Source organism: Plantibacter lichenum, assembly GCF_050587525.1.
Classification (GTDB): Bacteria; Actinomycetota; Actinomycetes; order Actinomycetales; family Microbacteriaceae; genus Plantibacter.
Genome location: NZ_JBOBFT010000004.1, coordinates 55552 through 82346 on the forward strand (window position 1 = coordinate 55552; position 26795 = coordinate 82346).

A 26795-nucleotide genomic window follows, 5' to 3' on the forward strand; every position below is an offset into this window, starting at 1 on the left:
CCGCTCCCCCGCGCCTTTCGCACATCGGTGCACGATCAACGACACGTGACGTCAAAACTGGGAAAGCGCTGTGACCATGGGCCACACTAGAGCTACGCCACCGTTTCGCGTCGTGAGGAGCAACACCATGTCAGAACCAACCATCATCGCCACCACGTACACCTTGAACTCCACCAAACTGAACGCCAAGCAGATCACCGGCATCCGGTGGGCGTTCGGCATCGGCGGTCTCCTGACCGTCGCACTGGGGATCTTCCTGCTCGCGGCCCCCAAGGCGTCGCTCATCGCCGTGGCCTGGATCTTCGCGATCTACTTCATCATCGCCGGTGTCGTCCGCATCGCTCGCGGCATCGCTGCGAAGGAGCACAGCACCGGCTGGCGCGTCTTCAGCACGATCCTCGGCGTCCTGCTCGTCGTCGGCGGCATCTACGTGTTCGCTCAGCCCGCCGTCGGCATCCTGGCGCTCGGCCTGACGATCGGCATCACCTGGATCATCGAGGGTGTCGCCGCTCTGTTCGACGCCTCCCCCGACTCCTCGCGTTGGTTCGCGGTGCTCTACGCGATCATCAGCATCGTCGGCGGCGTGTTCGTCCTCGTCTGGCCGGCAAGCGCGATCATCGCGCTGCTCTGGTTCACCGCGTTCTTCCTGATCGCGGCCGGCATCGTCGAGATCGTGCAGGCGTTCACGTTCGGTCGCACCAAGGCCGCGAAGCTCGCGTAGCCGCACCGGCAACACAGATGGCCGGCAGATTCCCTCAGGAATCTGCCGGCCATCGTCGTTGAACACGTTCTATGCCGTGTTCCTCGACGAGCTGGCGACCTGCTTTCGCGTTTCCATATCCACAACTGCGAAGACGATCAGCGCCACGCCCAGCGAAAGCGTCCACGGGCTGAGTGCACCCTCACGGAACAAGGTCTCGACAGGTGAGGCCTTGGACGCGAGCGGTCCTTCGTAGGGATACGTCGTCGTCGCAAGGGACCCCGCGACGCAGATCGTGAGAATGACCGCTGGCGCAATGGCATGCACCAGTGTTGCGGGCCGTGTTGATGCGAGTGACCGCCGAAAGAGAAGGTACGCCGCCAGCCCAGCCCAGCACGAAAGCGCCAGGTACTGAAGCCAGGGTGCGTGCGCTGTCGTGACAGCCTGCAGATGGAACAGACCGTTGAGGATGACCCCGGACGATACGGCATCTGCCTGCATGGACAGGTAACCGACGCCGAAGACATACACGACTGCCCCGAATCCACCTGCGAGCGTTCGGACGAGCATGAGCGCAATCACCTACGGCCTGAGCGACGGCAGCACGAGGTCGTCAAGATGCTTGCGTGGCACCTCGGCTCTCCCAACTGCATCGGCGGTGCGAACATCCATGACAACGAGGCCCTCTTCAACGAAAAACTCGGGAGCCGGGGTTGTGGCATCAATGTGATCCACACGATCTCCCGACCTCAAGGATTGAGGCACGTCATCTGTCGTCACTCCTGGTGGCAACAGGTGCGCAACTTCACCACGCCCAGTTGGACCAGTCACTCGGAGAGCGGCCCCATTTGTGGCGAACTGTTGACGTGGCATGCAGTTCCCTCCGGCTACGCTCCCCTCGTCGAGCGACGTCAACAGGCACACCGAGCCGTCGTCGTCCAGTGCAACCCAATGGGTCCCCAATGAAGACCGACCGAGGAAGCGGGAGGTAGCCAATTCAAGCTGGGCATCACGCGCAATACTCGACAGAGACTTCGGCAACTCGTCGGTCGCCGATTGTGAGCGTTCGAACGCGCCAACGAGCTGGCCTGCAGCCAACGATTGACCCTCGGGCCTAGCGCCTGCCGTCAAGAATGCGACACCGATGGAAGCAACCGCCAACGTTGCGAAAGCGACAACCGTGGATCTGTTCATCATCAATCTCCCCTCACTTCAATCCGTCAGCCGCTGTATGCGCAGGTGAGTTTGAGGTCGCCCGCGACGCCGCCACCGACCGACCAGAAACACTGGTTCTTCACGTTGGCGACAGCTGGGTGGCCCAGGTACACGTTCCCTGGGGCATTTCCGCTCGTCGAGCCATGGTCCACATAGCCTGGGTATGGCGAGAACGTCGTCAGGTGGATGTAGAAATCGGCGAGTTCGATCTTCAGTGAAGCTCGAGCGCCACTGATCGTGGCGAAGCCACTCGTTTTCGGAACATTTCGTGCGACATCTCCGCTGAAATACTGGTTGTACGCCGCCGAAGCCGACTGAGCAAACCCACCAATCAGCACGACTGCTACCGCAAGCGCCACAGCCGTCTTTCGTCCAACATACTTCACTTCCACTCCTCCCTTGTAATATATGTTCTGATTTGGTGAGGGGTAGTCTGGCATGCTCCCTGTCGGGTCGCAAGGCGACTCTCAATAGGCTTCAGAGATCGACGTGAGAGGGATGATCGATATTCATGAGTTCGGTGTCGAGCATGCCTCCACCGGCAACACAGATGGCCGGCAGATTCCCTCAGGAATCTGCCGGCCATCGTCGTCCCGGGCAGTGAGCCCGCGCGGGTCTACTCCGCGATGAAGTCGCTCGTATCGCCGACGTAGCGCGTGTTGTTCTCGGGGATCGGGTCCACGGCGGCCGAGGCGACCTCCGCGGCGAACTCGCCCACGTTGTAGAGGCGGCCGGCCGATTCCTTGCGCTCGCTGATGGCGCCCGGGTTCGCGCGCTCCAAGAGCGTCGCGGTGATCGTGCCCTCGATCATGTCGCCGGAGACGACGACGAACTCGATCGACGCCTCGGTGAGTGCGGGGATCTTGGCGCGGAGGGCATCCTCGCCGGCGCGCTTCGACGTCGCGACGGGCAGGTACTCGGGCATCGTCGGGGTCGTGCGGATGAAGTGTGCCTGGTGGCTCGTGACGAAGACGATGCGCGCACCGGTCGCCAGGTGGGGCAGCGCCTGCTCGAGGACGTTCACCTGTGCCTCGCGGTTGAGGAGCATCGCGTAGTCCTCGGCCATGCCGCTCTCCATGCCGCCGGACGCGTTCAGGACGAGGACGTCGAGCTTGCCGAGTTCCTGCTCGACGGTGTCGAACATGCCCTTGACCGAAGCGGGGTCCGTGAGGTCCGCGCCGACGACGACGGCCTTGACGCCGAGCTCGGTGACCTCGTTCGCGAGCTTGACCGCGCGGGCCTCCTTGTTGCGGAAGTTGATGACGACGTTCGCGCCGGCAGCGGCGAAGTAGCGGATCGTGTCGGCGCCGATGCCCCGCGACGACCCGGTGACGAGGACGTTCTTACCGGTGAGTGATCCTGGCTCGAGGGGGTTCGACAACGCGGGCTCCTTGTAATCCTGGCGCCATCGAGCGACGGCGGTTCCAGCCACCGACCTTATCAACAACCACGCGCTTCGCGGTCCCGGAAACCACCCAGCTGGTAGCGTTGAAGCGACCGGTGCAGTTCACTTCCGGTCTGGGAGGAAGTCTGACATGGACGTCATCACCGAGTACGCGTGGATCGGCTGGCTCGTCCTCATCCTCGTGTTCGTCACCATCGAGATCCTCTCGCTCGAGTTCACCTTCCTGATGCTCGCCGTCGGCAGCGTCGTGGGAATGCTCTCCGGGTTCGTGGGAGCTCCGTGGTGGTTGCAACTGATCATCGGCGGTGCAGCCTCCGTGCTGCTCCTCCTCACGGTCAGGCCGCCGCTGCTCAGAGCGCTCCACAAGGGAGCTGATCCCACGAAGAGCAACGTCGACGCCCTGCTCGGCCTCTCCGGTGTGGTCATCTCCACCGTCGGAGCGCACAACGGGCAGGTCAAACTGACCAACGGCGACACCTGGACGGCCCGCACACCTCAGGGCGGTCCGGTCTCGAGCCTCGAACCGGGCACAGCTGTGCTCGTCCAAACCATCGACGGAGCCACGGCTATCGTCATCCCCGCACGCACCGCGCCGCACGCGCCGAACGAAGAGCAGGAGCAGTCATGACCGATGCAAGCGAAGTCGTCCCGATGATCATCGGGTGGGTGATCGGTGTTGTCGTCGTCATCTTCGTCCTGGTGGTGCTGTTCCGCTCCATCCGGATCATTCCGCAGGCCACGGCGGGTGTCGTCGAACGGCTCGGCGCCTATCACAAGACCCTCACGCCGGGTCTGAACATCCTCATCCCGTTCATCGACCACCTGCGTCCCCTCATCGACATGCGTGAACAGGTCGTCTCCTTCCCGCCGCAGCCCGTCATCACCGAGGACAACCTCGTCGTGTCGATCGACACGGTCGTCTACTTCCAGGTGACCGATGCCCGCGCAGCGACCTACGAGATCGCGAACTACCTCGGCGCCGTCGAGCAGCTCACCACCACGACGCTGCGTAACGTCGTCGGTGGCCTCAACCTCGAACAGGCCCTCACGAGCCGCGACGAGATCAACGGCCAGCTCCGCATCGTCCTCGACGAAGCGACCGGCAAGTGGGGCATCCGCGTCGGCCGCGTCGAGCTCAAGGCGATCGACCCGCCCCTCTCCATCCAGGACTCGATGGAGAAGCAGATGCGGGCCGAGCGTGACCGTCGTGCACTCATCCTGACGGCAGAGGGAACCAAGCAGTCCGCCATCCTGACCGCGGAAGGCGCACGACAGGCCGAGATCCTCCGCGCAGAGGGTGACGCGCAGGCGGCCGTCCTCCGTGCCCAGGGTGAAGCGTCCGCCATTCAGACGGTCTTCAAGGCCATCCACGAAGGCGACCCAGACGAGAAGCTCCTCGGCTACCAGTACCTGCAGATGCTCCCGAAGATCGCAGAGGGGCAGGCGAACAAGCTCTGGATCATCCCGAGCGAACTCACCGAGGCGCTCAAGGGCATCGGCAGCGCGTTCGGTCCTGGCAACACGAGGAACCCGCTCGCCGCAGCGGCTGCCGCTGCCGGGCTGACCCCGCCGGTCGGAGTTCCGCCGACCGATGGCTCGGCATCCAGCATCGTGCCGCCGAACGTGCCTGGCTTCCCGCCTACAGCGCCACAGACGCCGCCCGCTCCCCCGACCACGCCGCCCGCCTCGGAGTAAGCATGAGCGCTCCGGCGCACCAGGGATTCTTCAGTCCGACCGGGCCCCGTGTGTTCGCACACCGGGGCCTGGCCCTTGGGGTGCCGGAGAATTCGCTGGCGGCGTTCCGGTTGGCCGTCGACGCGGGTGCGGAGTATCTCGAAACCGACACCCGCGTGACGAGCGATAGCGTCGCCGTCCTCTTCCACGATGAAACGCTCGAACGGATCACGGGCGATAGGCGCCCCATCGCACGCATGACGCTCGCCGAGCTGCAGAGCGTCGATCTCGGCGGTGACCGGGTCGCGACCCTCGCCGAGGCGCTGGCTGCTTTCCCGGAGGCCCGCTTCAACATCGATGTCAAAGCGGCCGACGCCGCGGACCCGGCCGCCAGGGCGGTGAACGAGGCGGGGGCACAGGGCCGAGTCCTGATCACGTCGTTCTCCGACGCGAGACGCCTCGCGATGACGGCGGCACTCCTCCCTCTCGTTCCGGCGGTCGACACTGCTTCGTCGCCAGGCGTCGGCGTCCTCAGCCGCGTCCTCCCGTTCGCGCTCGCAGGATGGATCGCGCCCGTCCGCCGGCTTCTCTCCGGTGTCGACGCCGTGCAGATCCCGGAACGGTTCCGCGGACTCCGAGTGGTGACCCGACGCCTCGTCCGAACCATGCACGCGGCCGGCGTGGAGGTCCACGTCTGGACGATCAACGACCCCGACGACATGCGTCGACTCCTCGATCTCGGCGTCGACGGGCTCGTCACCGACCGCGCAGACATCGCGCTCGCCGTCATCCGTTCCGCAAGCTGAACGCCAGCTGGGAGAAGACCTGGCAATCGGAACACTTTCCCCAGCTTCCGGGTTTATAACTATGGGTGGCGAGCGAGAGGAGACCACACAATGGCAGATCGCAGTTTGCGCGGAATGCGCCTGGGCGCCCAGAGTCTACAAACCGAAGAAGGCGTCATTTTCTCGGATCGGACCAACCACACCTACCGGTGTCAGAGTTGCGACCGAGAGACCACGATGACGTTCGCCGCGGATGCGGAAGTACCCGAGCTGTGGGAGTGCCGTCACTGCGGCGCCGAAGCAATCCTGCTCGTGGACTCCAAGCCCGTGGTCGTCGACCGTGGCGATGTGAAGATCCCGAGGAGCCACTGGGACATGCTCCTCGAACGTCGTTCACGTGACGAATTGGAAGAGCTCCTGCAGGAGCGCCTCGACTACCTCCGGGCACGTCGCGGCCAGCAGAAGAGCGCCTGACCACCGGCACACACTCCTCCGAACCGCGATGCAGCAGCTGCATCGCGAGTCGGGGGTTTTGTCATGCCCGAAACCGAATGTGGCGAACATGTGCTGACGCGCAGCGGGCGAGTCGGTACTGCGCGAGCGCTACGCGCGCTTCCGTTTCGGGCGGGTGGACGCGAAGCCCGCAAGGACGAGCGTCGCGAGACCCATCCCATCGATGAACAGCTCGAACTGGTGACCGAACGCCATCGCCGGGGTCACGGTGTCCGTCAACGGAACGTCGGCGACCATCGAGCCGGGCTTGAACGCAGGGATGCTCGTGATCGTGTGCCCGTCCGGGCCGATGATCTGGCTGGTCCCGACCGTCGAGATGTTGACGACTGATCGAGCCGATTCGATCGCGCGGAGCCGGGCGATTGCGAGTTGCTGCTCATTCTCGTCGGTGGTCCCGAAGTCGGCGTTGTTCGTCTGGGCGAGGATCATCCGGGCTCCGTCGGCCACCGCATCGCGCGTGAGCTGGTCGTCGGCGATGTCGAAGCAGATGCTGATGCCGGTGAGCACTCCCCCGATGTCGAACACGTTGTCCTTCGTCCCCGGCGTGTAGTCGCGCTGAATCAAACCGATGAGATCGGGCGACAGCGGTTCCCAGAACGCGCGGTCCGGTACGTACTCGCCGAAGGGGACGGGGTGCTTCTTGTCGTAGATGTCCTTGACGCCGTCCGGGTAGGACCAGAGGAGCGACGAGTTGAAGTACTCGTCTCCGCGGTTCGAGATCGCACCGACGATGAACGGTGCGTTCATCCGGCGGCTCAGGTAATCGAGCGCAGCAGCCGACTGTGGTACCCGTTGGGGGTCGAGATCCGCGCTGCCCTCCGGCCAGACGACCATGTCGACCGGTTCGTCGATGATCTTGAGCGTCTCCTCGATCTGCGTGTTCATGACCGTGCCCGGAGCGGCGCCGTCGAAGTAGCCGGCCGGTCCGTTTCCCTGGACTGCAGCGACTCGGGACGAGCCCGTGCTCGGCGTGGGCCACGACGGAACGATCAGCACGGCGATCACCGCGAGCAGGGCTGTACCGACCTTCGTCATCACCCTGACGTCGGCGGCTGCTGCGAGCTGCATCGAGAGCGCGACGAGCAGCACCATGATGAAGCTCAGGCCGGAGAACCCGACCCAGGCCACGAGCGGCGCGAACGGGCTCTCGGACTGACTGAGTGCCATCCGAGCCCAGGGGAAGCCTCCATAGGGCCAGACGCTCACGAGCGACTCCCGAGCCGTCCAGACCGCTGCGACGACCGCCGCCGTCAACCAGACACGGCCCGCCGTTCCCGGGAACGCTCGCGGGATGAAGCGGTAGGCGAGGGTGATGAGGATCGCTCCGAGCGCGAAGAAGATCGACTCGACCGTCGCCAGCGCCGCCCAGGGAACCGGCCCGAGGTACACGGTCGCCCACTCGATGTGCACGAGGTAGAACGACTCCCCCGCGATGAAGCCGATGAGCAGTGCGCCCCAGACGCTCCGCCCCATGAGCGTGAGGAGGATGAGACCGATGCCGACGAACGCCAGCGGCCACACGCCACGGTCGGGGAACCCGCCGTCGAGGATCGGACCGGCTGCGATCGCCACGACGACCGCGAGCCACAGTGGAAGCGGAGGACGTCGGAGCGCTCTCGCCTCGAGCCGTCTGGAGCGTCTCGCCTGTCGGCGAGCCCTGCGGCGCGAACCGGTATCACCGGGGTCCCCCGACACGCGTCGCCCGTTCGCAGGGATCGTGCCGACGTCCGGGGACTTGTCCGAGCCGGTCACAGCGAGCTGTACGCCACGATACCGCGACGGATCGAGTCGAGGGCCTGACGTGCTGTTCGTGCGACGGGCCCTTCGGCACCGCTCAACTGGTCGAGCAGGTCGATCGTCTGCTTGCACCAGCGCACGAAGTCGCCGGCGGCGAGTTCGGCCTCGATGAGCACGACGTCGAGGCTCTGCCCGCGCGACCACTGGTGCATCGCGAGCGAGAGGCCCGTGGAGATCGGGTTGCTGCCGGGCAGCTTGTGATCGCGTTCGCTGTCATCGAGGCGGCTCCAGATGTCCTGGGTCCTCTCGAGCGCGGAGCGGAACGGACCACGCGGCAGGAAGCGCTCCGGCGTGTTCTGCTCATCTCGACGTGGTTCATAGACGATCGCAGCGGCCATCGCGGCGAGCGACGACGCGTCGAGGTCATTCCAGGCGCCGGAGCGCAAGCACTCCGCGATCAACAGGTCCCGTTCGCCGTAGATGCGCTTGAGGGTCTTGCCGGGAGGAGCGATGACGACCTTCCCGGACTCGTCGCGCTGCAGATAGCCGTACTCGAGGAGCACGTCGGTCACGCGGTCGAACACGCGCGCCACTGCACCCGTCCGAGTCGCGATCTGCTGCTTCACCTGATCGGTCTGCTTCTTGAGCTTGAACCAGCGCTCGGCCCACCTGGCGTGGTCCTCGCGCTCCGGGCACACATGGCAGTCGTGGGCGCGCATGCGTTTGCGGAGCTCGGTGAGCTTCCGCTGGCGCCGATCCTTCGCAGCGCGGGACTCCTGCTCGGTCCCCTTGCGCTCGAGATCGGTGAGTTCCCGACGGATGCCCGCGTACTCGACGAAGTTGCCGAGGTGGCACTGCATCGACTGTTCGTACCCGGCGAGCGAGGCTTCCTGCTCGCGAACGCGGCGAGCGAGCCCGACGACCGCGCGGTCGGCTTGGAACTGGGCGAACGACGACTCGAGGATCTGGCGCGTGCGCTGGCGACCGAACTGATCGATGAGGTTGACGGCCATGTTGTAGGTCGGCCGGAAGCTGGAGTTGAGCGGGTACGTCCGTCGTGATGCCAGCGATGCGACCGACTGCGGGTGCAGACCCTCGTACCACTGGATGACCGCGTGCCCCTCGACATCGATGCCGCGGCGACCCGCGCGACCGGTGATCTGCGTGTACTCCCCCGGCGTGATCGGGACGCGTGCTTCTCCGTTGAACTTCTCGAGCTTTTCGAGGACGACGGTGCGGGCCGGCATGTTGATGCCGAGCGCGAGGGTCTCCGTCGCGAAGACGACCTTCACGAGTTTCAGACGAAAGAGCTCTTCGACGACCTCTTTGAACGCGGGCAGGAGGCCGGCGTGGTGCGCTGCCACACCGCGTTCGAGGCCGTCGAGCCACTCCCAGTAGCCGAGGACGGCGAGGTCCTCGTCGAGCAGGGTGCGGCAGCGGTCATCCACGATGCGGCGGATCTCGTCGCGTTCGTGCACTTCGGTGAGGCGGACCCCAGAGCGGAGCACCTGCTTGACGGCCTGGTCACAGCCCACACGACTGAAGACGAAGAAGATGGCGGGGAGCAGGTGGTGCTCGCCGAGCATCGACACGAAGGCGCCACGATCCATCTTCTCCGCGTGATGCGGCGCGCGACGCTGGTTGTAACGGCTGACGTCCTTGTACTTCCGCGAGTTCGGGGCGCGGCCGCCGAACTGCGCCATCCTGACGAGCTCGGGGTTCACCTGATGCGTGTCCGCGAGGCTGGGAGCCGCGAACAGGTCGACGAGCTTCGTCCGCATGAGCACGTGCTGGTTGAGGGGAACGGGACGTTCTTCCGACACGATCACGTCCGTGTCGCCGCGGACGGCCTGCAGCCAGTCGCCGAACTCCTCGGCGTTCGACACGGTCGCGCTCAGCGAGACCATCTTCACCTCGGACGGGAGGTGGATGATGACTTCCTCCCACACCGCCCCGCGGAACCGGTCTGCGAGGTAGTGGACCTCGTCCATCACCACGAAGGCGAGGTCGATGAGCGCGTCGGAGTCCGCGTAGAGCATGTTCCGGAGCACTTCGGTCGTCATGACGACGATGCGCGCGTTGCCGTTGATGTTGGTGTCGCCCGTGAGGAGACCGACGGACTCGGCGCCGTACTCGGCCGTCAGCTCCTGGAACTTCTGGTTGCTGAGCGCCTTCATCGGCGTCGTGTAGAAGACCTTCGCGTTCGGCTGATGCATCGCGAGAGCGATCGCGAACTCCGCGACGATCGTCTTGCCTGCCCCGGTGGGCGCCGCGACCAGCACGCTGTTACCGGCTTCGATGCGCTCGCACGCCTCCACCTGAAACGGGTCGAGGTCGAAGCGCAGCTGTGCGCGGAAGGCCTGCAGGCGCGGTGTGGCCGCACGAGCCTTCGCCGCGCGGAAACGTTCCGCGGGCGTGGCCTGATCGGTCACAGAGACCCGCCTTCGGCGAGTTCGGCTTCGAGCGCCTTCGCGGCTTTCGCCTTGCGCCGGTCGTTCAAGTAGGAGACGCCGTACGCGGCGAAGTAGAGGATGACCATCGGGACGGCCAGCAGGAACATCGAGACGACATCGGCCGCGGGGGTGGCGAACGCCGTGAAGAGGATGATCACGAGGATCGCGACACGCCACGACTTGATGATCGACGCCGCCGACAGCACGCCGACGAAGTTCAGCAGCACGAGGAAGACCGGCAGGACGAAGGCGATGCCGACGGCGAGCACGAGCTTCAGGACGAAGTCGTAGTAGGTGGCGGCGTCGAAGAAGTTCGACGCGGACGCCGGTGTGAAGCTCACCATGAGCTCCACGATGTGCGGGAGCACGGTCCAACCGGCGTAGCAGCCGAGGAGGAACAGCGGGACGGCGCTCGCGAAGAACGCGACCGCGTACTTGAGCTCCTTGCGCGTCAATCCCGGAACGAGGAAGGCCCAGATCTGATAGAGCCAGACGGGGCTCGACAGGACGATGCCCGTCGTCAGGGCGATCTTCATACGCAAGTCGAAGGCGCTCGTCACATTCGTGAAGTTGAGCAGCGCTTGACCGCGTTCGTCGGCGATCTCCTTGATGGGGATGCTCATTGCGTCGATGACGAATCCCGACACCAGAAAGCCGGCGACCATGCCGACGATGATGCCGATGGCGGCGATGAAGAGGCGTTTGCGGAGCTCGACCAGGTGTTCACCCAGCGACATCCGCCCGTCGCGCGTCTTCTGCCGTTGAGTGCCGGTTCGCACGTCCGGTTACGGCTTGATCGGCGGCTCAGGCGATGCAGGCGCTGCTGCAGCCGAGCTGGATTCCACCGGTGCGCCGGGCTCAGCCGGCTTGTCGTCGTCCTTGAGCGTCTTCACTTCGTTCTTGAAGATCCGCATCGACTGGCCGACGCTCCGGGCGAGACCGGGAAGCTTCGGTGCGCCGAAGAGCAACAGGACGACGAGCAGGATGATGACGAGGTGCCATCCTGAGAGTGCGTTGCCGAACATGAGTCATCTTCCTGACGTTGGGGGCTACTTCCTTACGAGTGTAACCCGTCGGACTGCAAATGGGGCTTAACTGTCTCGGATCACCGAGCGTCGGCTCTCCGGCACCGGCCGGGGCGGCGGATCATCGATACTGTGCGAGCGCGTCGCCGGCCCAGTCGGCCACGATCGCCCGGGCTTCCTCCGGGCCGAGCACGGTGATCAGACCCGGATGACTCGCGACGAGCCGTTTGAGGCCGTGGTAATGCGCCACGCGAAGCGTCGCGGTCGCCTGATCGCCGTCGGTCCGGGTGATCGCAGCGACGTAGTCGTCGATGAGGGGCACGACCGAGGACTGCAACCGGACCGTGACCGCGAGATCGGAATCGCTCGGTTCGAAGAGCGCCTCCGGGACGGCGAGGTCCGCGGCGTGCGAGACGACCGGCTGATCGCTCACCGTCAGCTCGGTCATGCGGTCGAGTCGGAATCGGCGGGTCGCCTCACGGAGGTGGCACCAGCCGAACAGGTACCAGTCCTGGTCCTGCGACTCGAGCCGGAACGGATCCACGAGGCGCGACTCGTGCTCCCCGCGCGCGTTGACGTAGTCGAACGCGACGCTGCGGCCGCTGCCGATGGCCGTGCGGATGATGCCGACGGAGACATCGGAGTGCGATTCGGTGACGGCGACCTGCCCGGGTGTGGACGAAGCACCGCGCGCGAGCTTCGCCATCACTCCCCCGATGACGTCGCTGTCCACGAACTCGGGCAGACGGGAGAGGGACTGGAGACCCGCGATGAGCGCCGACGCCTCACGGGCGGAGAATCGCGGCGAGTCGTCGAGGGCGACGAGATGCGTGAGGACGATCTCGTCGTCCTCCTCGAAGCTGCCCCAGTCGATGTCGAAGAGATCGCTCGACAGGTACTGGCGCGTCTCCCCGGGGATGCCGGAGACCGTGAGCAGCGACACCGCATCGCGGATCTGCTGCGGCGGCAGGCCGAAGTGGCGGGCCGCCTCGTCGACGGTGACGCGCTCTCGATCGATCAGGTACGGCACGAGGGACAGCAGGAAGATGAGCTTGTCCTGCGCGCGCGGCGTGCTGGGGCGCTTAGCCACGAACTGCCTCCTCGGTGCGGTGTGCGTCTGCGACGTCGGTGAGCCTCATGACGACGGCGTCGATGAGCGCGGGCGGCGCCGTCACGAGCACTTCCGGGCCGAAGCCGGCGAGTTCGTCGGCGAGGATGTTGAGGTCGAGGTACGGGATCGTGAGCGTCCCCGTCGCTGCGGCGGACGTACCGGGATACCGGTTGCCGAGACGCGCGGCCGCGTCGGTGCCCGGGCGCACCTGCACGGTCGCATGTTGCGAGCCGGACACACGGCGGAGGCCGGCGATGGCGTCTGCCGCGTGGTCGCGGTCGTCGGTGGTGAACGTCGCACCCGTCTGCTTGACGTCGCCGACGATGCGCGAGAGCAGGAACGTCCGCGTGTCGTCGACGTCCTCATCGTTCGCGTAGAGGTGCCAGCGGCCCTCGTGCTGCACGAGGGCGAGCGGAGCGACCGTTCGCTTGCGCGGCTCCCGCTCACCCGGCTTGAGGTAGGGGAACGCGACGACCGCACGCCGTTCCAGTGCGGCGTCGAGCGGCTCGAACGAGGCTTCGCGAGTGCGCAGGCGCGGTGCGTAACCGATGATGGGTTCGTCCGGCTCGATGCCGAGCGAACGGAGTTTCGTCATCGCCCGCTGCGATTGGCCGGAGAGCGACCCCTCCCGCCAGACCGTCGCGGCCAGGGACAGCAACGACAGCTCGGCCGGCGTGAACCGGACGTCAGCCGGCAGTTCGTACGCGCCCTTGGGGATGCGGTAGCGCATCGACTGGTTGTTGCCCGGCTCCCCCGGCTGCTCGATCGTCTCGAGGGGGACACCGAGTTCGCGGATGTTGTCCTTGTCGCGTTCGAACTGCCGCTCGAGGCTCGCGTTGTTGCCGCCGCCCACGAACTGCTGACGATAGCCCTGCACCGTCGAGAGGATCTCGTTCTTCGTCAGGCCGGCTTCCGTCGCGAGCAACGCCAACACCAGGCTGAAGAGGCGTTCTTCGACCGGGACGGGCTTGGGGTTCTCGCGAGTTGGCACCAGACCATCCTATTTGCGCGAACGCCGCGCCCCGACTAGCTCGCGGGGGAAACGCCGAGGATGTCGACCACGAAGATGAGCGTGGCGTTGGCGGGGACGGGACCGGACCCCTGGTCGCCGTACGCGTCCTTCGGCGGCAGCACGACGATGACCTGCGAACCGACCTTCTGACCGATGATCGCGTTGTCGAAGCCCTTGATACCGAGTTCGCCGGCCTTGTACGAGAGCGGCTTGCCGTCCTCCCACGTGGACTGGAAGACGCTCTTCTCCTTCCACAGCACGCCCGTGTACGCGACGGTCACGTTGTCGCCCTTCTTCACGGTCGCGCCGTCGCCCTGCTTGATGACGGCGGTCTCGACCGTGGTGGGCGGCTCCGCGGAGGGCACCGTCACACCGGGGCGTCCGTCGGGAGCGGTCACGACCGTGGGGAACCCGGATGGCGTGGGACGCTCGGCGCCGTTCGCACGGCCGAGGAGCGCGTTGGAGATGTCGGCGACGAGGACGATGGAATCGTTCTTCGTGAGGCCCAACTGTGACGCCTCGGCCTCGGCGAAGGCCTTCGTGGCGGGGATCACAGCGGTCACTCGCGAGCCGACGGGGGCGCACACGAGTGCATCCCGGAAGCCCTTCGCGCCGCTCTTCAGGTTGAGGGCGAGCGAACCCGGCTTGCTGAAGTCCGAGGAGCCGATGGTCTCACCGGTCGTGCCGTTGATGAGCACGAAGTTCACCATCGCGGTCTGGTCCTCGCTGAGCGGCGCACCAGTGCCTTCGGAGACGATGTCGCGCTCCGTCGTCTTCGTGTAAATCGGCGACGGGACCTCGACCTTGGGCTGCTCGCCCTCCGCACCCGTCACGTGCACGAGCTTCGTGGCCGCACCGGCCTCGGCCGCATCGGAGCAGTTGGCGGCACCGGCAGGGCTGCAACCGGTCAGGGTGACCAGGAGCAGACCAGCGGTCGCGATGATGGCGGGTGCAGTGCGCACGGATCCTCGTTTCGGAAGCGGTGGTGAGGCGGGTGGAGCGGAGAGCTGTGGGTGGACCGGGTGCAATCGAGCTGGGTGCAGTCGAGCTGGTGCATCAGACACGGCTGACGCGACTGATACGACGACGAGCGCCGTCGCACAGTTTAGTTGACGGAACCGGGTCGATCGTCCGCGTCGGGCGTGGTGTCGTCCACAGCGATGTCCGCTCCGCCCTCGACGACCGACGAGTCGGTGTCGCCGGAGCCGGGGCCCTCGAAGTTGCGGGCGAGGGATGCGTCGGCCGATGCCTGGGCCGAACGGACGCGCTTGCGCAGGATCTTCGCGCTCGGTGTGCGTTCGCCGAGGGCGCCGGGAGTCCACAGCTCGACGTCCTCATCGCTGAAGTCGGACTTCGACGCGCGGCGCTTGAGTTCCGGCAGGACCGTTCCTGGCGCGAGCTTCCGCGCGGTGATGAGGAAGCCCGTGTGGCCGATCATCCGATGGTCGGGACGGACCGCGAGGCCCTCGACGTGCCAGCCGCGCATCATCGTCTCGTTCGAGACCGGGTTCGTGAAGCCGCCCGTGGCACGGAGGGCTTCCGCGACACGCGAGAGCTGGGTCACCGTCGCGACGTAGCAGAGGATGACGCCGCCCGGCTTGAGAGCCGTCCAGGCCGCTTCGAGGCATTCCCAAGGAGCGAGCATGTCGAGGACGACGCGATCGACGGACTCTGGGGGAGCGGTGATCGGCAGCGTCTCCTGGAGGTCGCCGACGGTGACCGTCCAGTTCTCCGGGTCGTAGCCGAAGAACGTCGCGACGTTGCCGCGCGCGACGTCGGCGAACTCCTCACGGCGTTCGAAGGACTGCAGCTTGCCGGACGGACCGATGGCGCGCAGGAGCCAGAGCGAGAGCGCTCCGGAACCGACGCCCGCCTCGACGACCGTCGCGCCGGGGAAGATGTCCGCCTGGCCGATGATCTCGGCCGCGTCCTTCGGGTAGATGATTGCGGCGCCGCGCGGCATCGACATCACGAAGTCCACGAGCAGCGGACGGAGCGCGAGGTGCTCGACGCCGACCGTGTTCTCGATGACGCTGCCGTCGGGCAGGCCGATGATCGAATCGTGCGCGATCATGCCACGGTGGCTGTGGAAGACCCCGCCGGCTTCGAGCGTGATCGTGTTCCGGCGGGCCTTCGGTCCCGTGAGCTGAACACGGTCCCCTTCGCGGAACGGTCCGCTGTTCTGCGGCTGGTGGCTGGCGCTCATCGGCGTGCTGCCTCGTCTTCCTGGATCTGGCGACCCGCCACGAGCGCGGCGAGGTCGGTGAGTCGGCGCCCTTCGAGCGTCGCCCACGTGGTGTGGTGTGGTCCTGGTGGGATGTCGATGGCGTGCGGCACGGCGATCGCGATGGTGCCGGCGGCGACCGCGGAGGCGAGACCCGTCGGCGAGTCCTCGATCGCGATGCAGTCGGCGGGGTCGACGCCGAGGAGTTCCGCCGCGCGCAGATAGGGCGCAGCGTGCGGTTTCGGCTGGTCGACCTCGTCGCCCGGCACGATGACGTCGAACGCGTCGAATGGGATGCCGCCGATGATGTCCTCCGCCATGGAGCGGATCGACATCGTGACGAGGGCGGTCTTCACGCCGGCGTCCTTGAGTTCGCGGAGGAGCTCCTGGGCGCCCGGGCGGAACGGCACGCCCTGCTCCTCGATGGTCTGACGGACGCGGCCGGTCAGGTGGGCGACGATGGCGTCGGCGTCGAGCGCGACGCCGCGGCCCTGCAGCACGGCTGCGGCGTCCCAGAGGCCGAAGCCGACGAGCGTCATGCAGTCCTCGTGCGTCCACACGCCCCCGTGGGATTCCACGAGGTCGGTCTCCGCTTTCATCCAGTACGGCTCGGTATCGACGACGGTGCCGTCCATGTCCCAGAGGACGGCGGCGGGCAGGAGACTGGTCACGGGTTCTCATGCTACCGGGTCGTGGAGCGCCTATTCTGGGAGGACGGCTCGGGGAAGTCCCCTGCGTCGAGGAAGTGAAACGTGAGCGATGCGTCGAAGGGACCGCTCGGCGGTCGCCTGCTCGTGGTGGCCTTCGAGGGCTGGAACGACGCCGGCGAAGCCGCGAGTGGTGCCGTCCGGGTGTTGCAGCAGTCCTTGGATCTGCAGCCGATCCTCGAGATCGACCCGGAGCCGTACTACGACTACCAGTTCAATCGGCCGACGATCGGGACAGACGACGAAGGCAAGCGACGCCTGGTCTGGCCGGGCACGACGATCTTCGGGCCGTCCTCCGACGAGGAGGCCAAGCCCGCGACTCCGCTCGCCGACGACGCCGACCTGCACGTGAGCGCCGATGGCGGCTCCAATGTCTACGTTTTGCTGGGCGCGGAGCCCTCACGCGGGTGGAAGGCGTTCGTGGATGAGGTGCTCGCCGTCATCGAGGAGCAGGGCATCACGACCATGGTCATGCTCGGAGCGATGCTCGCCGACGTCCCGCACACGAGGCCCATCTCCGTCTTCGCGTCGAGCGAGGACGCAGCGCTCCGCACCACGTTCCAACTGGAGCGGAGCACCTACGAGGGGCCCGTCGGCATCCTGAGCGTTCTCGCGGAGGCCGCGGAGGGCAAGGGTGTCCCGTCGCTCTCCGTCTGGGCATCCGTTCCGCACTATGTGCACAGCGCTCCCTCCCCGAAGGCCGTCCTTGCGCTCATCGACAAGCTCGAGGAACTCATCGATGTCGTGATCCCTCGCGGTCAACTGGTCGAGGAGTCGGGCGAGTGGCAGTCGGGCATCGACACGCTCGCGGCCGATGATGAGGACATGGCGGCGTACATCCGGCAGCTGGAGCAGGCTCGTGACACGGTCGAGTCCCCCGAGGCGAGCGGTGAAGCCATCGCCAAGGAGTTCGAGCGCTATCTCCGGCGTGACGACAAGCCGGACGACTTCCGACGCAAGGACTGAGCTTCCCGCTCCGGCCTCCCCCGCTGGCCTCCCGCGCCCAGTCGCATCCGCCGAGGTGAGGCTTCCGGTTGTTCAGCGCGCGTCTGAACGACCGGAAGCCTCACCTCGGCGTGTTGGGGCGAGTCCTGGGTGCGGGGAAGAGCGCTTCAGGCGAGGCGGATGCCGAGGAGCGCGTCGGTGAGCGTCCGGACGAGCGCAGGGTCGTCGACGCCCGTGAGCGCAGCGGCGTCCAGGAGCGCGAGCACCGACGGCGTGTCGAGGTCGTCGGCGAGACGGGCGCGGACCTCGGCCAGCAGATCTGCGGCGGTCACGGCAGCAACCGCAACGGATGAATCATCCGATTCGTTTCGGGGCGCCTCGGCATCGCTCTCAGCACCGCCGAAAGCGGCCGTCCAGGCGGCGAGACGACCCGCCGCCTCGGCGAGACGCCCGTCGTGCCACTCCCAGTTCGAGCGATAGTGGTTCGCGAGAATCGACAACCGGATGACCCGTGGGTCGACACCGGACTCGACGAGCCGCGACACGAGCACGAGGTTCCCGAGCGACTTCGACATCTTCTCGCCCTCGTAGGCGACCATGCCCGCGTGGCTGAAGACCTTCGCGAGCGGGCGTCCGGACAGCGCTGCGGCGTGGCCGGCGCTCATGTCGTGGTGCGGGAAGACGAGGTCGGCTCCCCCGCCCTGCACGGTGAAGTCGGAACCGAGGTGCTGGAGCGCGATGACCGAGCACTCGATGTGCCAGCCGGGGCGCCCCTCGCCGACGACGGACGGCCAGCTGGGTTCGCCCTCACGTGCCGCCCGCCAGAGGAGCGGGTCCATAGAATCGCGCTTGCCCGGGCGGTCGGGGTCTCCCCCGCGTTCAGCGAAGAACGCGGCCATCGTCGCGTCGTCGAGGTTGCTCTCGGCTCCGAGGTGCCACACGTCGCTCGCGGCGGCGCGGACGTCGAAGTAGAGGTCCTCGCCGACCGAGCTGTCCGGGGTGTCGACGGGATACGCGAGTCCGCGCTCCCGCAGGATCGCGACGGCTTCCGCGATCGGTTCGATGACCTCGGTCACCGCGACGTAGTCCTCCGGCGGCAGGATCCGCAGGTGCTCCATGTCGCTGCGGAAGAGCGCGACCTGGCTTGCGGCGAGCTCGCGCCAGTCGACCCCGGTCGCGTCCGCGCGTTCGAGCAGCGGATCGTCGACGTCCGTCACGTTCTGCGCGTAGTGCACCTCGTAGCCGGCGTCCAGCCACACGCGCTGCAGGGTGTCGTAGGCGAGGTAGCTCGACGCGTGGCCGAGGTGGGTCGCGTCGTACGGGGTGATGCCGCACACGTACAGACGTGCCGTGTGTTCGGCGGAAGCCTCGACGAGCGTGCCGTCGGCGGTACACCAGATGCGAGGGGTCGAGCCGCTTCCCGGGAGAGCCGGGACCTCAGGACGGTTCCATGAATCCACGCCGACCCCTACGCGTTGATCACGCCGGTGGCGAGCAGCACGATGAGCACGAGGCCGAGCGCGATGCGGTAGATCACGAACGGCAGGAAGCTGCGCTTCGAGATGTAGCTCATGAAGAACGCGATGACGGCGAGGCCGACGACGAAGGCGATGACGGTCGCGAGGAGCGTCTCGAGCGGCCCGTACACCGACGGTTCGCCGATGCTCTTGTACACCTGGTAGAAACCGCTGCCGAAGACGGCGGGGATGGCCAACAGGAAGGCGTAGCGCGCGGCTGCACGACGTTCGTAGCCCATGAAGAGCCCTGCCGTGATGGTGCCGCCCGAACGGGAGACGCCGGGGATGAGGGCGAGCGCCTGCGCGAAACCGAAGACGGCGCCCTGCGGGTAGGTCAGGTTCTTGAGACGACGCTTCTTGGCGCCCACGGCATCCGCGATCCCGAGCAGGATGCCGAAGACGATGAGCATCACGGCCACGATCCAGAGTGAACGGAACGTCGTCTCGATCTCGTCCTGGAAGAGGAGCCCGAGGATCACGATCGGGAGGCTGCCGATGATGATGAGCCACCCCATGCGCGCGTCGGGGTCGTTGCGCGGGATCTTCCCGACGAGGGACTTGGCCCAGGACGAGACGATTCGAACGATGTCGCGCCAGAAGAAGACGACGACCGCAGCTTCGGTACCGATCTGCGTGATCGCCGTGAATGCTGCACCGGGGTCTTTCGCGCCCGGGAGGAACTCACCCAGGATGCGGAGGTGTGCACTCGAGGAGATGGGCAGGAACTCGGTGAGTCCTTGCACGAAGCCCAGGATGATGGCGTTGAGGACGTCCATGCGCGCCTTTCTTCGGCCGGGTCAGGCATTCATTGGCCGAGCGGCTTGCGGTTGGTGGTCAGTCGTTGGGAAAGCTCAGCGCATCAGTAGCTGAGGAGCAGCTCCGTGAGGACCTGCCTGCCAAACACTAGCGCGTCGAGGGGAACTCGCTCGTCGACACCATGGAACATCGCAGGGAAATCCAGTTCTTCCGGCAGTTTGAGCGGTGCGAAGCCGTATCCCTTGATGCCGAGGGTGGAGAGGGCCTTGTTGTCGGTGCCGCCCGAGAGCATGTACGGGAGCACCGGCGCTCCGGGGTCGTGCTTGCCGAGCGTGTCGATCACCGCGTCGACGAGCGGGCCGGAGAACGGCGTCTCCAGGCCGATGTCGCGGTGCATGACCACGATTTCGATGTCGGGCCCCACGATCTCCGCGACGCGCGCGAGCACCGCGTCCTCCTCGCCGGGCAGGGTCCTGATGTCGATGAGGGCTTCGGCCGTGTCCGGGATCACGTTGTGCTTGTAACCGGCCTGCAGGAGCGTCGGGTTGCTCGTCGTGCGGAGCGATGCCTGGATGAATCCGGCCGCCGTCCCCGTCGCGATGGCGAGCTCGTCCGGACCGACCTGCTGCGGGTCGGCGCCGAGGATGCGGGAGATCTCGCCGAGGAGCTGTTCCGTCGTCCCGGTGAGCCGGATGGGCCAGTCGGTGCGGCCGATCGCGGCGACGGCCTCCGCGAGCTTCGTGACGGCGTTGTCGCTCACGTAGCGGGAGCCGTGGGCCGCGCGGCCCTTCGCGACGAGCTTGATCCACACGAGCGCCTTCTCGGCGGTCTGGAGGAGGTAGGCGCGCTGCCCGCCGAAGGTGATCGAGTACCCGCCGACCTCGCTGATCGCTTCGGTCGCGCCGGCGAAGAGTTCCGGGTGGTGTTCGACGAGGTGGTGCGAGCCGAAGACGCCGCCGTTCTCCTCGTCGGAGAACATGGCCACGACGAGATCCCGCTCCGGCTGCTGCCCGGACCCGAGGATGTGCTTGAGAGAGGCGAGGATCATCGCGTCCATGTTCTTCATGTCGACGGCGCCCCTCCCCCACAGGAGACCGTCGGAGATGACGCCGCCGAAGGGGTCGACGCTCCAGTTGGTCGGATCCGCTGGAACGACGTCGAGGTGGCCGTGGACGACGAGCGCCGGCTTCTCGGGGTTGCGACCGGGGACGCGGGCGACCACGCTCGTGCGTCGAGGAGCGGCGTCGTAGAGCGCCGGGCTCAGACCGATCTCGCTCAGATAGGACTCGACGTACTCCGCCGCCTCCGTCTCCCCCACGGCCTTCCCGTTGCCGTAGTTCGTCGTGTCGATCCTGATCAGGTCACGCGCGATGCGAGCGGTCTCGTCGAGTTCGGTGTCGGCCGGCTGCGTTCCGTGTCCTGAGGTCATGCTGCAACGCTACCCGTCGCCACCGCGGTGAACCACATGTGCACAACGTGCGTCGAAATCCGTGATAGTGTTTCTTCTCGTGCCCGACGGAAGTCGGGAACATCACAACACAGGCGCGGGTGGCGGAAATGGCAGACGCGCTAGCTTGAGGTGCTAGTGCCCTAACGGGCGTGGGGGTTCAAGTCCCCCTTCGCGCACACCGTGTTGAGACGGCGAACGGCCGGAGCTTTCGAGCTCCGGCCGTTCTTGTTTGTCCGGAGAGGATTCGGGGTTTCCCGGAAGCGATTCGGAACACGACGACGAAGGCGCATGGAAAACTTTCTGAGAAAGTTTCCATGCGCCTTTCGGCATATACGCCGATGCCCGCGACACCGTCGACCCCTGCGACACGCCCGGCCTGCACGCCCTCGCGAAGAAACTTCGAGAAATCTTCGGGCCGGCGACCTCAGCGCGGCGCGCTTCGATCGCTCGCCCGGGAGCGACCGCTGGGCCTTAAAGGACTAGTGGCCGTGCCCCAGCCGCCGCCTCAGCAGCTCGATCCGCGACTGCAACTGCGTCACGCTCGCCTGCGGCACCGCTGGGCCGCCACAGACCCGCCGGAGCTCCGCATGGATGATCCCGTGCGGCTCCTTCGTGTGCTTCGCATAGAGACCGACGAGACTGTTCAGGAGACTGCGCTGTTCCTTGAGCGTCCGGTAGAGCGGTGCGGGAATGTCCGCATCGCCGCCGGGGGACGCCGCGTTCGGGTCGACGAAGGCGCCGCGCTTGGCCTGCCGGGACTGCCGCTGCACGAGGAGCTCATGCACCTGCTCGGGTTCCAGGAGACCGGGGAAGCCGATGAAGTCGAACTCCTCCTCGGTTCCGGGCTGCGCGAGCTCGCCGAACTCGGCGCCGTCGAAGACCACCCGGTCGAAGTGGGCGTTCGAGGAGACCGCCTGCCACTCGAACTCGTCGAGCAGGGAGTCCGATGCCTTGTCCTCACGCTCCGCCGCCGCCGACATCGCGTCCTCAGGGTTGAAGAGGTCGCCTTCCGCATCCGGGTCGCTCGGTCGGTCGAGCGCGTGGTCGCGTTCGAGTTCCAGTTTCTCGGCGAGGGCCATGAGGCTCGGGACGTTCGGCAGGAAGATGCTCGCGATCTCACCGCGGCGCCTGGCGCGCACGAAGCGGCCGACGGCCTGGGCGAAGAAGAGGGGGGTCGATGCGGACGTCGCGTACACGCCGACGGCGAGGCGGGGGACGTCGACACCCTCCGACACCATCCTGACCGCGACCATCCACCGTTTGGTGTTCGCGGAGAAGTCCGCGATGCGATCGCTCGCCTCCTTCTCGTCGGACAGGACGATCGTGGGCGCCTCTCCCGTGATCTCGTGCAGGATCGCCGCGTAGGCCCGCGCGGTCGTCTGATCGGTCGCGATGACGAGCCCGCCTGCGTCCGGCACGCCGTGCCGCACTTCGGACAGACGGAGGTCCGCGGACTTCAGGACGGCCGGGATCCAGTCGCCCTGCGGATCGAGAGCTGTGCGCCACGCCGCGGAGGTGATGTCCTTCGTGTTGCCCTCACCGAGCCGCGCCTCCATCTCCTCACCGGCTTTCGTGCGCCAGCGCATGTGCCCGGCGTAGACCATGAAGAGGACGGGCCGCACGACGCCGTCGGCGAGGGCGCGACCGTAGCCGTAGTTGTAATCGGTGACGGAGGTCCGGATGCCCTGGTGGTCCGGCTGGTAGACGACGAACGGGATGGGGGCCGTGTCGGAGCGGAACGGGGTCCCCGTGAGCGACAGCCGTCTGGTCGCGCGCGAGAAGGCCTCATGGATGCCGTCACCCCAGCTGAGCGCATCGCCACCGTGGTGGACCTCGTCGAGGATCACGAGCGTGCGGCCAGCCTCGGTCACGCGTCGATGCACTGGCGGGTTCGCGGCGACCTGCGCGTAGGTGACGGCGACACCGTGGAAGTGCCGACCGAAGACGCTGTCGCGGTTCGCGAAGTTCGGGTCGAGTCGGATGCCCGCACGGTGCGCGGCCTCGGCCCACTGCCGCTTGAGGTGGTCCGTCGGTGCGACGACCGTGATGCGGTCGATCGTGCCGCGATGGAGCAGTTCAGACGCGAGACGGAGCGCGAAGGTCGTCTTGCCGGCGCCCGGGGTCGCGGCCGCGAGGAAGTCCCTGGGTTCGGTTGAGAAGTAGGCCTCGAGGGCCTCGGCCTGCCAGGCACGCAGCTTGCTCGCGGTACCCCACGCAGCGCGTTCGGGGAAGGCCGGCGAGAGGTGTTCGGCTGCGGAGGTGCCCAGGTTCGAGTTCGATACAGATTCCGCGTTCACTGGACACCAATCTACCGGACTCCCACCGACACGACATCCTCGACGGCGCCCTCAGGCGACTCCACATCGGGCGTGGCGTACGCTGGCGATGGCGACGCGCCCTCCCGGGACGGCCACGATGGTCGACCGGTCCAGGACGTCTGCTCGCACTGAGAGGAGACACTGCATGGCTGAACGATTGCACCCCTGGTCCCGGTACGTCGCGATCGGCGACTCGTTCACGGAGGGCATCGGTGACCCGGAACCGGACGTGCCGGGCGGGCACCGCGGTTGGGCCGATCGAGTCGCCGAAGTCCTCGATTCCACCACGACCGATTTCGCGTACGCCAACCTCGCGGTCCGGGGCAAGCTCATGCAGCAGATCTTCGACGACCAGGTGGAACCGGCACTCGAACTCCGTCCGGACCTCATCACGATCTCGGCGGGGGGCAACGACGTCATCCGCCCGGGGACGGACCCGGACGACATCGCGAGCCGGTTCGAACAGGCGATCGTGCGGCTCCGCAGCGACGGCGCGACGGTCGTCCTGTTCACGGGCGTTGACGTCGGCTTCTCCCCCGTGTTCCGCAGCATCCGCGGCAAGGTCGCCATCTACAACGAGAACCTCAGGGCCATCGCCCAGCGTCACGACTGCATCGTCGCCGACCAGTGGTCACTCGCGGCGATCCAGGATCCGCGCATGTTCGCACCGGACCGACTCCACCTCAACGCCCTCGGGCACCACGAGGTCGCTCGACTGGTGCTCGCGGCGTTGAACGTCGAGAACGACCTCAAGCCGCTCCAACCGGAGCCGCTGCCGAGCGCCCGCTGGCGCGAGGCGCGCACCGAGGACCTCGTGTGGGCGCGTGAGTACTTCGTACCGTGGGTGCTGCGGCGGATCAGGCACCAGTCGTCGGGCGATTTCATCACGGCGAAGCGTCCGACCGCCGGGCCCCTTCGTTCGGCGCGGTCGGACGAGCTCGACTAGCGAGCTCTGTCCTCCTGTCCCGGTCACCGGGCAGGTGACCCCACCCTTCGACAGGCTCAGGGACCGGACTCTCGGTCACTGGGCGTGAGAACCCACCCTTCGACAGGCTCAGGACCGGACTCCCGGTCACTGAGCCTGTCGAAGTGTCGAGGCCCAGCGACCCGGCCTCCCGGCCCGCTACGGGTTGGTCAGGCGCCACCAGGACGTCGGCGGAGCGATGTCGCTCGCGAGCGCGAGCGGCACGGTGATCTTCGTCGCCCCACCGGCGGCTCCCGCACCGACCTCGTAGGTCACAGAACCGACGGTCGAACCCTTCGCTCCGGCCTCCACCGGACGGACCGACGCGGTCTCGGTCACCGTCGTGTCCTGCCAGACGAACGTCGACGCCTCTTCCGTGGTCACGATCTTCGACGACTCGCCCCACGTGGCGTCGTAGCTGCCGAAGTCGGCGCCCGCCGTCGTCAGCGGAACGTCGTGGAATCCTGCGGGAATGCCGCCCAGCACCGAGACGACCGCATCGTTCAGCACGTCGTGATCCGGAGCACCCAGGATGACGCCCACGATCGTGACCGGACGCCCGGCGATCATCAGATCGGCAGAGAACAGGAGGCAAGCGCCGGACTCGTCGTCCGTGCCGGTCTTCATCCCGGTGACCCCGTGGGTGCCGAGGAGCGCGTTCGTGTTCTCGACCGGGCCGATCGACGGGAGCGTCGCGGAGGTCTCCGAGACGATGCCGGGCAGCACGGGGTTCTTCAGGACGAGTTTTCCGATCGCGACGAGGTCGGCCGGCGTGCTCATGTTCGACGGTCCGAGACCGCTCGTGTTCGTGACCGTCGTGCCCGTGAGATGGTGCTCGGCCAGCCAGGTCTTCGCGGCTGCGAGGTACGCGTCGACCGAGCCGAACGCCCACACGGCGAGCGAGATGCTGTAGTTGTTCGCGGACGGAAGGAGCATGGCCTCGAGGATCTGCCGCTGCGTGAAGACGGAACCGGCCACGACGGGAGCGGCCGAGCCGTTCTCCGCGATCGTGTCGTAGTAGTAGCCGACGTCGGCGTCGGTGAGGGTGATGTCGGGGCCGCTCTCCCCCGACGCGAGCGGCTTCGCGTCGAGGACGACGAGCGAGGTGATGGTCTTCGTCAGGCTCGCGATGGGGAACGGCGTCTGATCACCGGTCGTGCTGAGGACCCCGTCGAATCCGACGGCGCCGAACGCACCTCGGCCGAAGGACGGCCACGTCATGGCGACCGCCGGAGCACTGATCGTGCGTGTCGGCTCGAGGGTCGCGGCAGCTGCCGGAACGGGCCTGGCGAGCGCTCCGCCGCCGTAGATCAGGACCACGAGAACGGCCACGAGACCACCGAAGACGGCGAGGCGGCGGCGGCGATAGATCTGTCGTCTCGTGAGTGGCACCCGGCAATGGTACCCGTCCGACACCCGTCGTTCGCTGAGGGCGCTTCACGACCAGGCGACGTCCGGCGCGCGTCAGTCGCGGACGCGCAATTCCCACAGGGCGACGGCACTGGCCGACGCGACGTTGAGCGAGTCGACGCCGTGCAGCATCGGGATGGTGACGATCGTGTCCGCAGCCTCGAGGGCGGGCTGACTGAGACCGTCTCCTTCCGCTCCGAGGAGGATCGCGAGACGCTCCGGCGCATCGATCGCGAACGAGTCGAGCGTGACCGCGTCGTCCGCGAGGGCGAGGGCCGCGACCTCGAATCCGAACTCGTCGAGGATGGCACGGGCTTCTGCCCACTCCGGCAGGCGGGTCCAGGGCACCTGGAGGACGGTCCCCATGCTCACGCGCACGCTCCGGCGGTACAACGGATCGGCACAGCGCGGTGTGATGAACACGGCGTCGGCGCCGAGCCCGGCGACCGCGCGGAAGATCGCGCCGACGTTCGTGTGGTCGACGATGTCTTCGAGGATCACCACGCGGCGGGCGTTGACGAGGAGCTCGCGCGGATCGACGAGAGGAGGGCGATGCATGGACGCGAGCGCACCCCGGTGCAGGTGGAACCCGGTGAGCTGTTCGAGGAGGGCCGGTTCCCCCACGAAGACGGGGACGTCGAGATCGCCGACGAGCCCCTCGACGTCGTCCAGCCACTTCTCCTGCAGCAGGATCGACCGCGGCATGTGTCCGGCTCGGATCGCCCGTTCGATGACTTTCGTCGACTCCGCGATGTAGAGGCCGCCCTCCGGTTCCGAGACCCGTCGGAGCGCGACGTCCGTGAGGCGGGAGTAGTCGGCCAGTCGGTCGTCCTCGAGATCCGTGATCCGAATCGTCCGCATGGTGTGTCCTCTC

The 26795-nt window shown here is 66.9% G+C and carries 25 protein-coding genes and 1 tRNA gene; 8 read left to right on the top strand and 18 right to left on the bottom strand.

From position 1 onward, the window contains the following. The first annotated feature begins 127 nt into the window (after positions 1-127). Positions 128-721 carry an HdeD family acid-resistance protein gene (locus tag ACQ3HB_RS07045; RefSeq protein ID WP_430919030.1) on the top strand — a complete coding sequence of 198 codons (594 nt, stop codon included), beginning with the start codon at positions 128-130 and terminating at the stop codon, positions 719-721. A 69-nt stretch (positions 722-790) separates the two neighbouring features. On the opposite strand, the gene ACQ3HB_RS07050 is transcribed toward ACQ3HB_RS07045, so the two are convergent. The 3 genes from ACQ3HB_RS07050 to ACQ3HB_RS07060 form a co-directional block, all read right to left on the bottom strand. Beyond that, complete coding sequence (locus ACQ3HB_RS07050; protein ID WP_430919032.1) at positions 791-1270, bottom strand: hypothetical protein; 480 nt, start codon at positions 1268-1270, stop codon at positions 791-793. Positions 1271-1920: 650 nt separating this feature from the next. Beyond that, complete coding sequence (locus ACQ3HB_RS07055; RefSeq protein ID WP_430919033.1) at positions 1921-2355, bottom strand: hypothetical protein; 435 nt, start codon at positions 2353-2355, stop codon at positions 1921-1923. 176 nt (positions 2356-2531) lie between these two features. Continuing rightward, positions 2532-3296 carry an SDR family oxidoreductase gene (locus ACQ3HB_RS07060; protein ID WP_430919035.1) on the bottom strand — a complete coding sequence of 255 codons (765 nt, stop codon included), beginning with the start codon at positions 3294-3296 and terminating at the stop codon, positions 2532-2534. A gap of 154 nt (positions 3297-3450) precedes the next feature. Here ACQ3HB_RS07060 and ACQ3HB_RS07065 point away from each other — a divergent pair, with 154 nt between their 5' ends. From ACQ3HB_RS07065 to ACQ3HB_RS07080, 4 genes are all read left to right on the top strand, one after another. Next, entirely contained in the window at positions 3451-3948 is a 498-nt protein-coding gene (locus ACQ3HB_RS07065; protein ID WP_430919036.1) for an NfeD family protein, read from the top strand. Continuing rightward, positions 3945-5015 (top strand): SPFH domain-containing protein, encoded by a 1071-nt coding sequence (locus tag ACQ3HB_RS07070; protein ID WP_430919038.1) that lies wholly within the window; start codon positions 3945-3947, stop codon positions 5013-5015. The genes ACQ3HB_RS07065 and ACQ3HB_RS07070 overlap by 4 nt, the downstream gene beginning before the upstream one ends. 2 nt (positions 5016-5017) lie before the next feature. Further along, positions 5018-5800, top strand: coding sequence for a glycerophosphodiester phosphodiesterase family protein (locus tag ACQ3HB_RS07075; protein ID WP_430919039.1), 783 nt, complete (start codon positions 5018-5020; stop codon positions 5798-5800). Between the two features lie 90 nt (positions 5801-5890). Beyond that, positions 5891-6253 (top strand): RNA polymerase-binding protein RbpA, encoded by a 363-nt coding sequence (locus ACQ3HB_RS07080; protein ID WP_430919041.1) that lies wholly within the window; start codon positions 5891-5893, stop codon positions 6251-6253. Positions 6254-6382: 129 nt separating this feature from the next. Here ACQ3HB_RS07080 and lnt read toward each other — a convergent pair whose 3' ends face one another. From lnt to ACQ3HB_RS07125, 9 genes are all read right to left on the bottom strand, one after another. Next, positions 6383-7864: an apolipoprotein N-acyltransferase gene (gene lnt, locus ACQ3HB_RS07085; protein WP_430919043.1), complete on the bottom strand. Its 1482-nt coding sequence runs from the start codon at positions 7862-7864 to the stop codon at positions 6383-6385. A gap of 176 nt (positions 7865-8040) precedes the next feature. Then, positions 8041-10461: a DEAD/DEAH box helicase gene (locus ACQ3HB_RS07090; protein ID WP_430919045.1), complete on the bottom strand. Its 2421-nt coding sequence runs from the start codon at positions 10459-10461 to the stop codon at positions 8041-8043. Beyond that, positions 10458-11219: a twin-arginine translocase subunit TatC gene (gene tatC, locus ACQ3HB_RS07095; protein WP_430919414.1), complete on the bottom strand. Its 762-nt coding sequence runs from the start codon at positions 11217-11219 to the stop codon at positions 10458-10460. The genes ACQ3HB_RS07090 and tatC overlap by 4 nt, the downstream gene beginning before the upstream one ends. Before the next feature lie 48 nt (positions 11220-11267). Continuing rightward, positions 11268-11507, bottom strand: coding sequence for a Sec-independent protein translocase subunit TatA (tatA, locus tag ACQ3HB_RS07100; RefSeq protein WP_430919047.1), 240 nt, complete (start codon positions 11505-11507; stop codon positions 11268-11270). 121 nt (positions 11508-11628) lie between these two features. Then, on the bottom strand, positions 11629-12597 hold the full coding sequence (locus tag ACQ3HB_RS07105; RefSeq protein WP_430919049.1) for a helix-turn-helix transcriptional regulator: 969 nt from the start codon (positions 12595-12597) through the stop codon (positions 11629-11631). Then, entirely contained in the window at positions 12590-13609 is a 1020-nt protein-coding gene (locus tag ACQ3HB_RS07110) for a helix-turn-helix transcriptional regulator (protein WP_430919050.1), read from the bottom strand. The genes ACQ3HB_RS07105 and ACQ3HB_RS07110 overlap by 8 nt, the downstream gene beginning before the upstream one ends. A 35-nt stretch (positions 13610-13644) precedes the next feature. Then, positions 13645-14592, bottom strand: coding sequence for an FKBP-type peptidyl-prolyl cis-trans isomerase (locus tag ACQ3HB_RS07115; protein ID WP_430919051.1), 948 nt, complete (start codon positions 14590-14592; stop codon positions 13645-13647). A gap of 143 nt (positions 14593-14735) precedes the next feature. After that, positions 14736-15836 carry a tRNA (adenine-N1)-methyltransferase gene (locus tag ACQ3HB_RS07120; protein WP_430919053.1) on the bottom strand — a complete coding sequence of 367 codons (1101 nt, stop codon included), beginning with the start codon at positions 15834-15836 and terminating at the stop codon, positions 14736-14738. Then, positions 15833-16525 carry an HAD family hydrolase gene (locus ACQ3HB_RS07125; RefSeq protein ID WP_430919054.1) on the bottom strand — a complete coding sequence of 231 codons (693 nt, stop codon included), beginning with the start codon at positions 16523-16525 and terminating at the stop codon, positions 15833-15835. The genes ACQ3HB_RS07120 and ACQ3HB_RS07125 overlap by 4 nt, the downstream gene beginning before the upstream one ends. An 81-nt stretch (positions 16526-16606) precedes the next feature. On the opposite strand from ACQ3HB_RS07125, the gene ACQ3HB_RS07130 reads away from it, so the two are divergent. Further along, entirely contained in the window at positions 16607-17527 is a 921-nt protein-coding gene (locus ACQ3HB_RS07130; protein ID WP_430919056.1) for a PAC2 family protein, read from the top strand. 146 nt (positions 17528-17673) lie between these two features. On the opposite strand, the gene mshC is transcribed toward ACQ3HB_RS07130, so the two are convergent. From mshC to ACQ3HB_RS07145, 3 genes are all read right to left on the bottom strand, one after another. After that, positions 17674-18966, bottom strand: coding sequence for a cysteine--1-D-myo-inosityl 2-amino-2-deoxy-alpha-D-glucopyranoside ligase (gene mshC / locus ACQ3HB_RS07135; RefSeq protein WP_430919058.1), 1293 nt, complete (start codon positions 18964-18966; stop codon positions 17674-17676). 8 nt (positions 18967-18974) lie between these two features. Continuing rightward, complete coding sequence (locus ACQ3HB_RS07140) at positions 18975-19799, bottom strand: undecaprenyl-diphosphate phosphatase (protein ID WP_430919060.1); 825 nt, start codon at positions 19797-19799, stop codon at positions 18975-18977. Between the two features lie 83 nt (positions 19800-19882). Further along, positions 19883-21208 carry a M20/M25/M40 family metallo-hydrolase gene (locus ACQ3HB_RS07145; protein WP_430919061.1) on the bottom strand — a complete coding sequence of 442 codons (1326 nt, stop codon included), beginning with the start codon at positions 21206-21208 and terminating at the stop codon, positions 19883-19885. A gap of 113 nt (positions 21209-21321) precedes the next feature. Here ACQ3HB_RS07145 and ACQ3HB_RS07150 point away from each other — a divergent pair. Beyond that, positions 21322-21405, top strand: a tRNA-Leu gene (locus tag ACQ3HB_RS07150). Positions 21406-21708: 303 nt separating this feature from the next. Here ACQ3HB_RS07150 and ACQ3HB_RS07155 read toward each other — a convergent pair. Then, positions 21709-23526: a DEAD/DEAH box helicase gene (locus ACQ3HB_RS07155; RefSeq protein WP_430919062.1), complete on the bottom strand. Its 1818-nt coding sequence runs from the start codon at positions 23524-23526 to the stop codon at positions 21709-21711. 166 nt (positions 23527-23692) lie between these two features. On the opposite strand from ACQ3HB_RS07155, the gene ACQ3HB_RS07160 reads away from it, so the two are divergent. Continuing rightward, entirely contained in the window at positions 23693-24493 is an 801-nt protein-coding gene (locus tag ACQ3HB_RS07160) for an SGNH/GDSL hydrolase family protein (RefSeq protein WP_430919063.1), read from the top strand. Positions 24494-24670: 177 nt separating this feature from the next. Here the strand turns inward: ACQ3HB_RS07160 and ACQ3HB_RS07165 are convergent, their stop codons facing one another. Both ACQ3HB_RS07165 and ACQ3HB_RS07170 read right to left on the bottom strand, forming a co-directional pair. Beyond that, positions 24671-25903, bottom strand: coding sequence for a D-alanyl-D-alanine carboxypeptidase family protein (locus tag ACQ3HB_RS07165; protein WP_430919065.1), 1233 nt, complete (start codon positions 25901-25903; stop codon positions 24671-24673). Between the two features lie 72 nt (positions 25904-25975). Beyond that, complete coding sequence (locus ACQ3HB_RS07170; protein WP_430919067.1) at positions 25976-26782, bottom strand: TrmH family RNA methyltransferase; 807 nt, start codon at positions 26780-26782, stop codon at positions 25976-25978. Between the last annotated feature and the right edge of the window lie 13 nt (positions 26783-26795).

Bases quoted from the DNA above. Each gene is read 5' to 3' on its own strand.
- ACQ3HB_RS07045 (WP_430919030.1), top strand. From the start codon at position 128: ATGTCAGAACCAACCATCATCGCCACCACGTACACCTTGAACTCCACC.
- ACQ3HB_RS07050 (WP_430919032.1), bottom strand. From the start codon at position 1,270: ATGCTCGTCCGAACGCTCGCAGGTGGATTCGGGGCAGTCGTGTATGTC.
- ACQ3HB_RS07055 (WP_430919033.1), bottom strand. From the start codon at position 2,355: ATGCCAGACTACCCCTCACCAAATCAGAACATATATTACAAGGGAGGA.
- ACQ3HB_RS07065 (WP_430919036.1), top strand. From the start codon at position 3,451: ATGGACGTCATCACCGAGTACGCGTGGATCGGCTGGCTCGTCCTCATC.
- ACQ3HB_RS07070 (WP_430919038.1), top strand. From the start codon at position 3,945: ATGACCGATGCAAGCGAAGTCGTCCCGATGATCATCGGGTGGGTGATC.
- ACQ3HB_RS07075 (WP_430919039.1), top strand. From the start codon at position 5,018: ATGAGCGCTCCGGCGCACCAGGGATTCTTCAGTCCGACCGGGCCCCGT.
- ACQ3HB_RS07080 (WP_430919041.1), top strand. From the start codon at position 5,891: ATGGCAGATCGCAGTTTGCGCGGAATGCGCCTGGGCGCCCAGAGTCTA.
- tatC (WP_430919414.1), bottom strand. From the start codon at position 11,219: ATGTCGCTGGGTGAACACCTGGTCGAGCTCCGCAAACGCCTCTTCATC.
- tatA (WP_430919047.1), bottom strand. From the start codon at position 11,507: ATGTTCGGCAACGCACTCTCAGGATGGCACCTCGTCATCATCCTGCTC.
- ACQ3HB_RS07120 (WP_430919053.1), bottom strand. From the start codon at position 15,836: ATGAGCGCCAGCCACCAGCCGCAGAACAGCGGACCGTTCCGCGAAGGG.
- ACQ3HB_RS07140 (WP_430919060.1), bottom strand. From the start codon at position 19,799: ATGGACGTCCTCAACGCCATCATCCTGGGCTTCGTGCAAGGACTCACC.
- ACQ3HB_RS07145 (WP_430919061.1), bottom strand. From the start codon at position 21,208: ATGACCTCAGGACACGGAACGCAGCCGGCCGACACCGAACTCGACGAG.
- ACQ3HB_RS07160 (WP_430919063.1), top strand. From the start codon at position 23,693: ATGGCTGAACGATTGCACCCCTGGTCCCGGTACGTCGCGATCGGCGAC.
- ACQ3HB_RS07170 (WP_430919067.1), bottom strand. From the start codon at position 26,782: ATGCGGACGATTCGGATCACGGATCTCGAGGACGACCGACTGGCCGAC.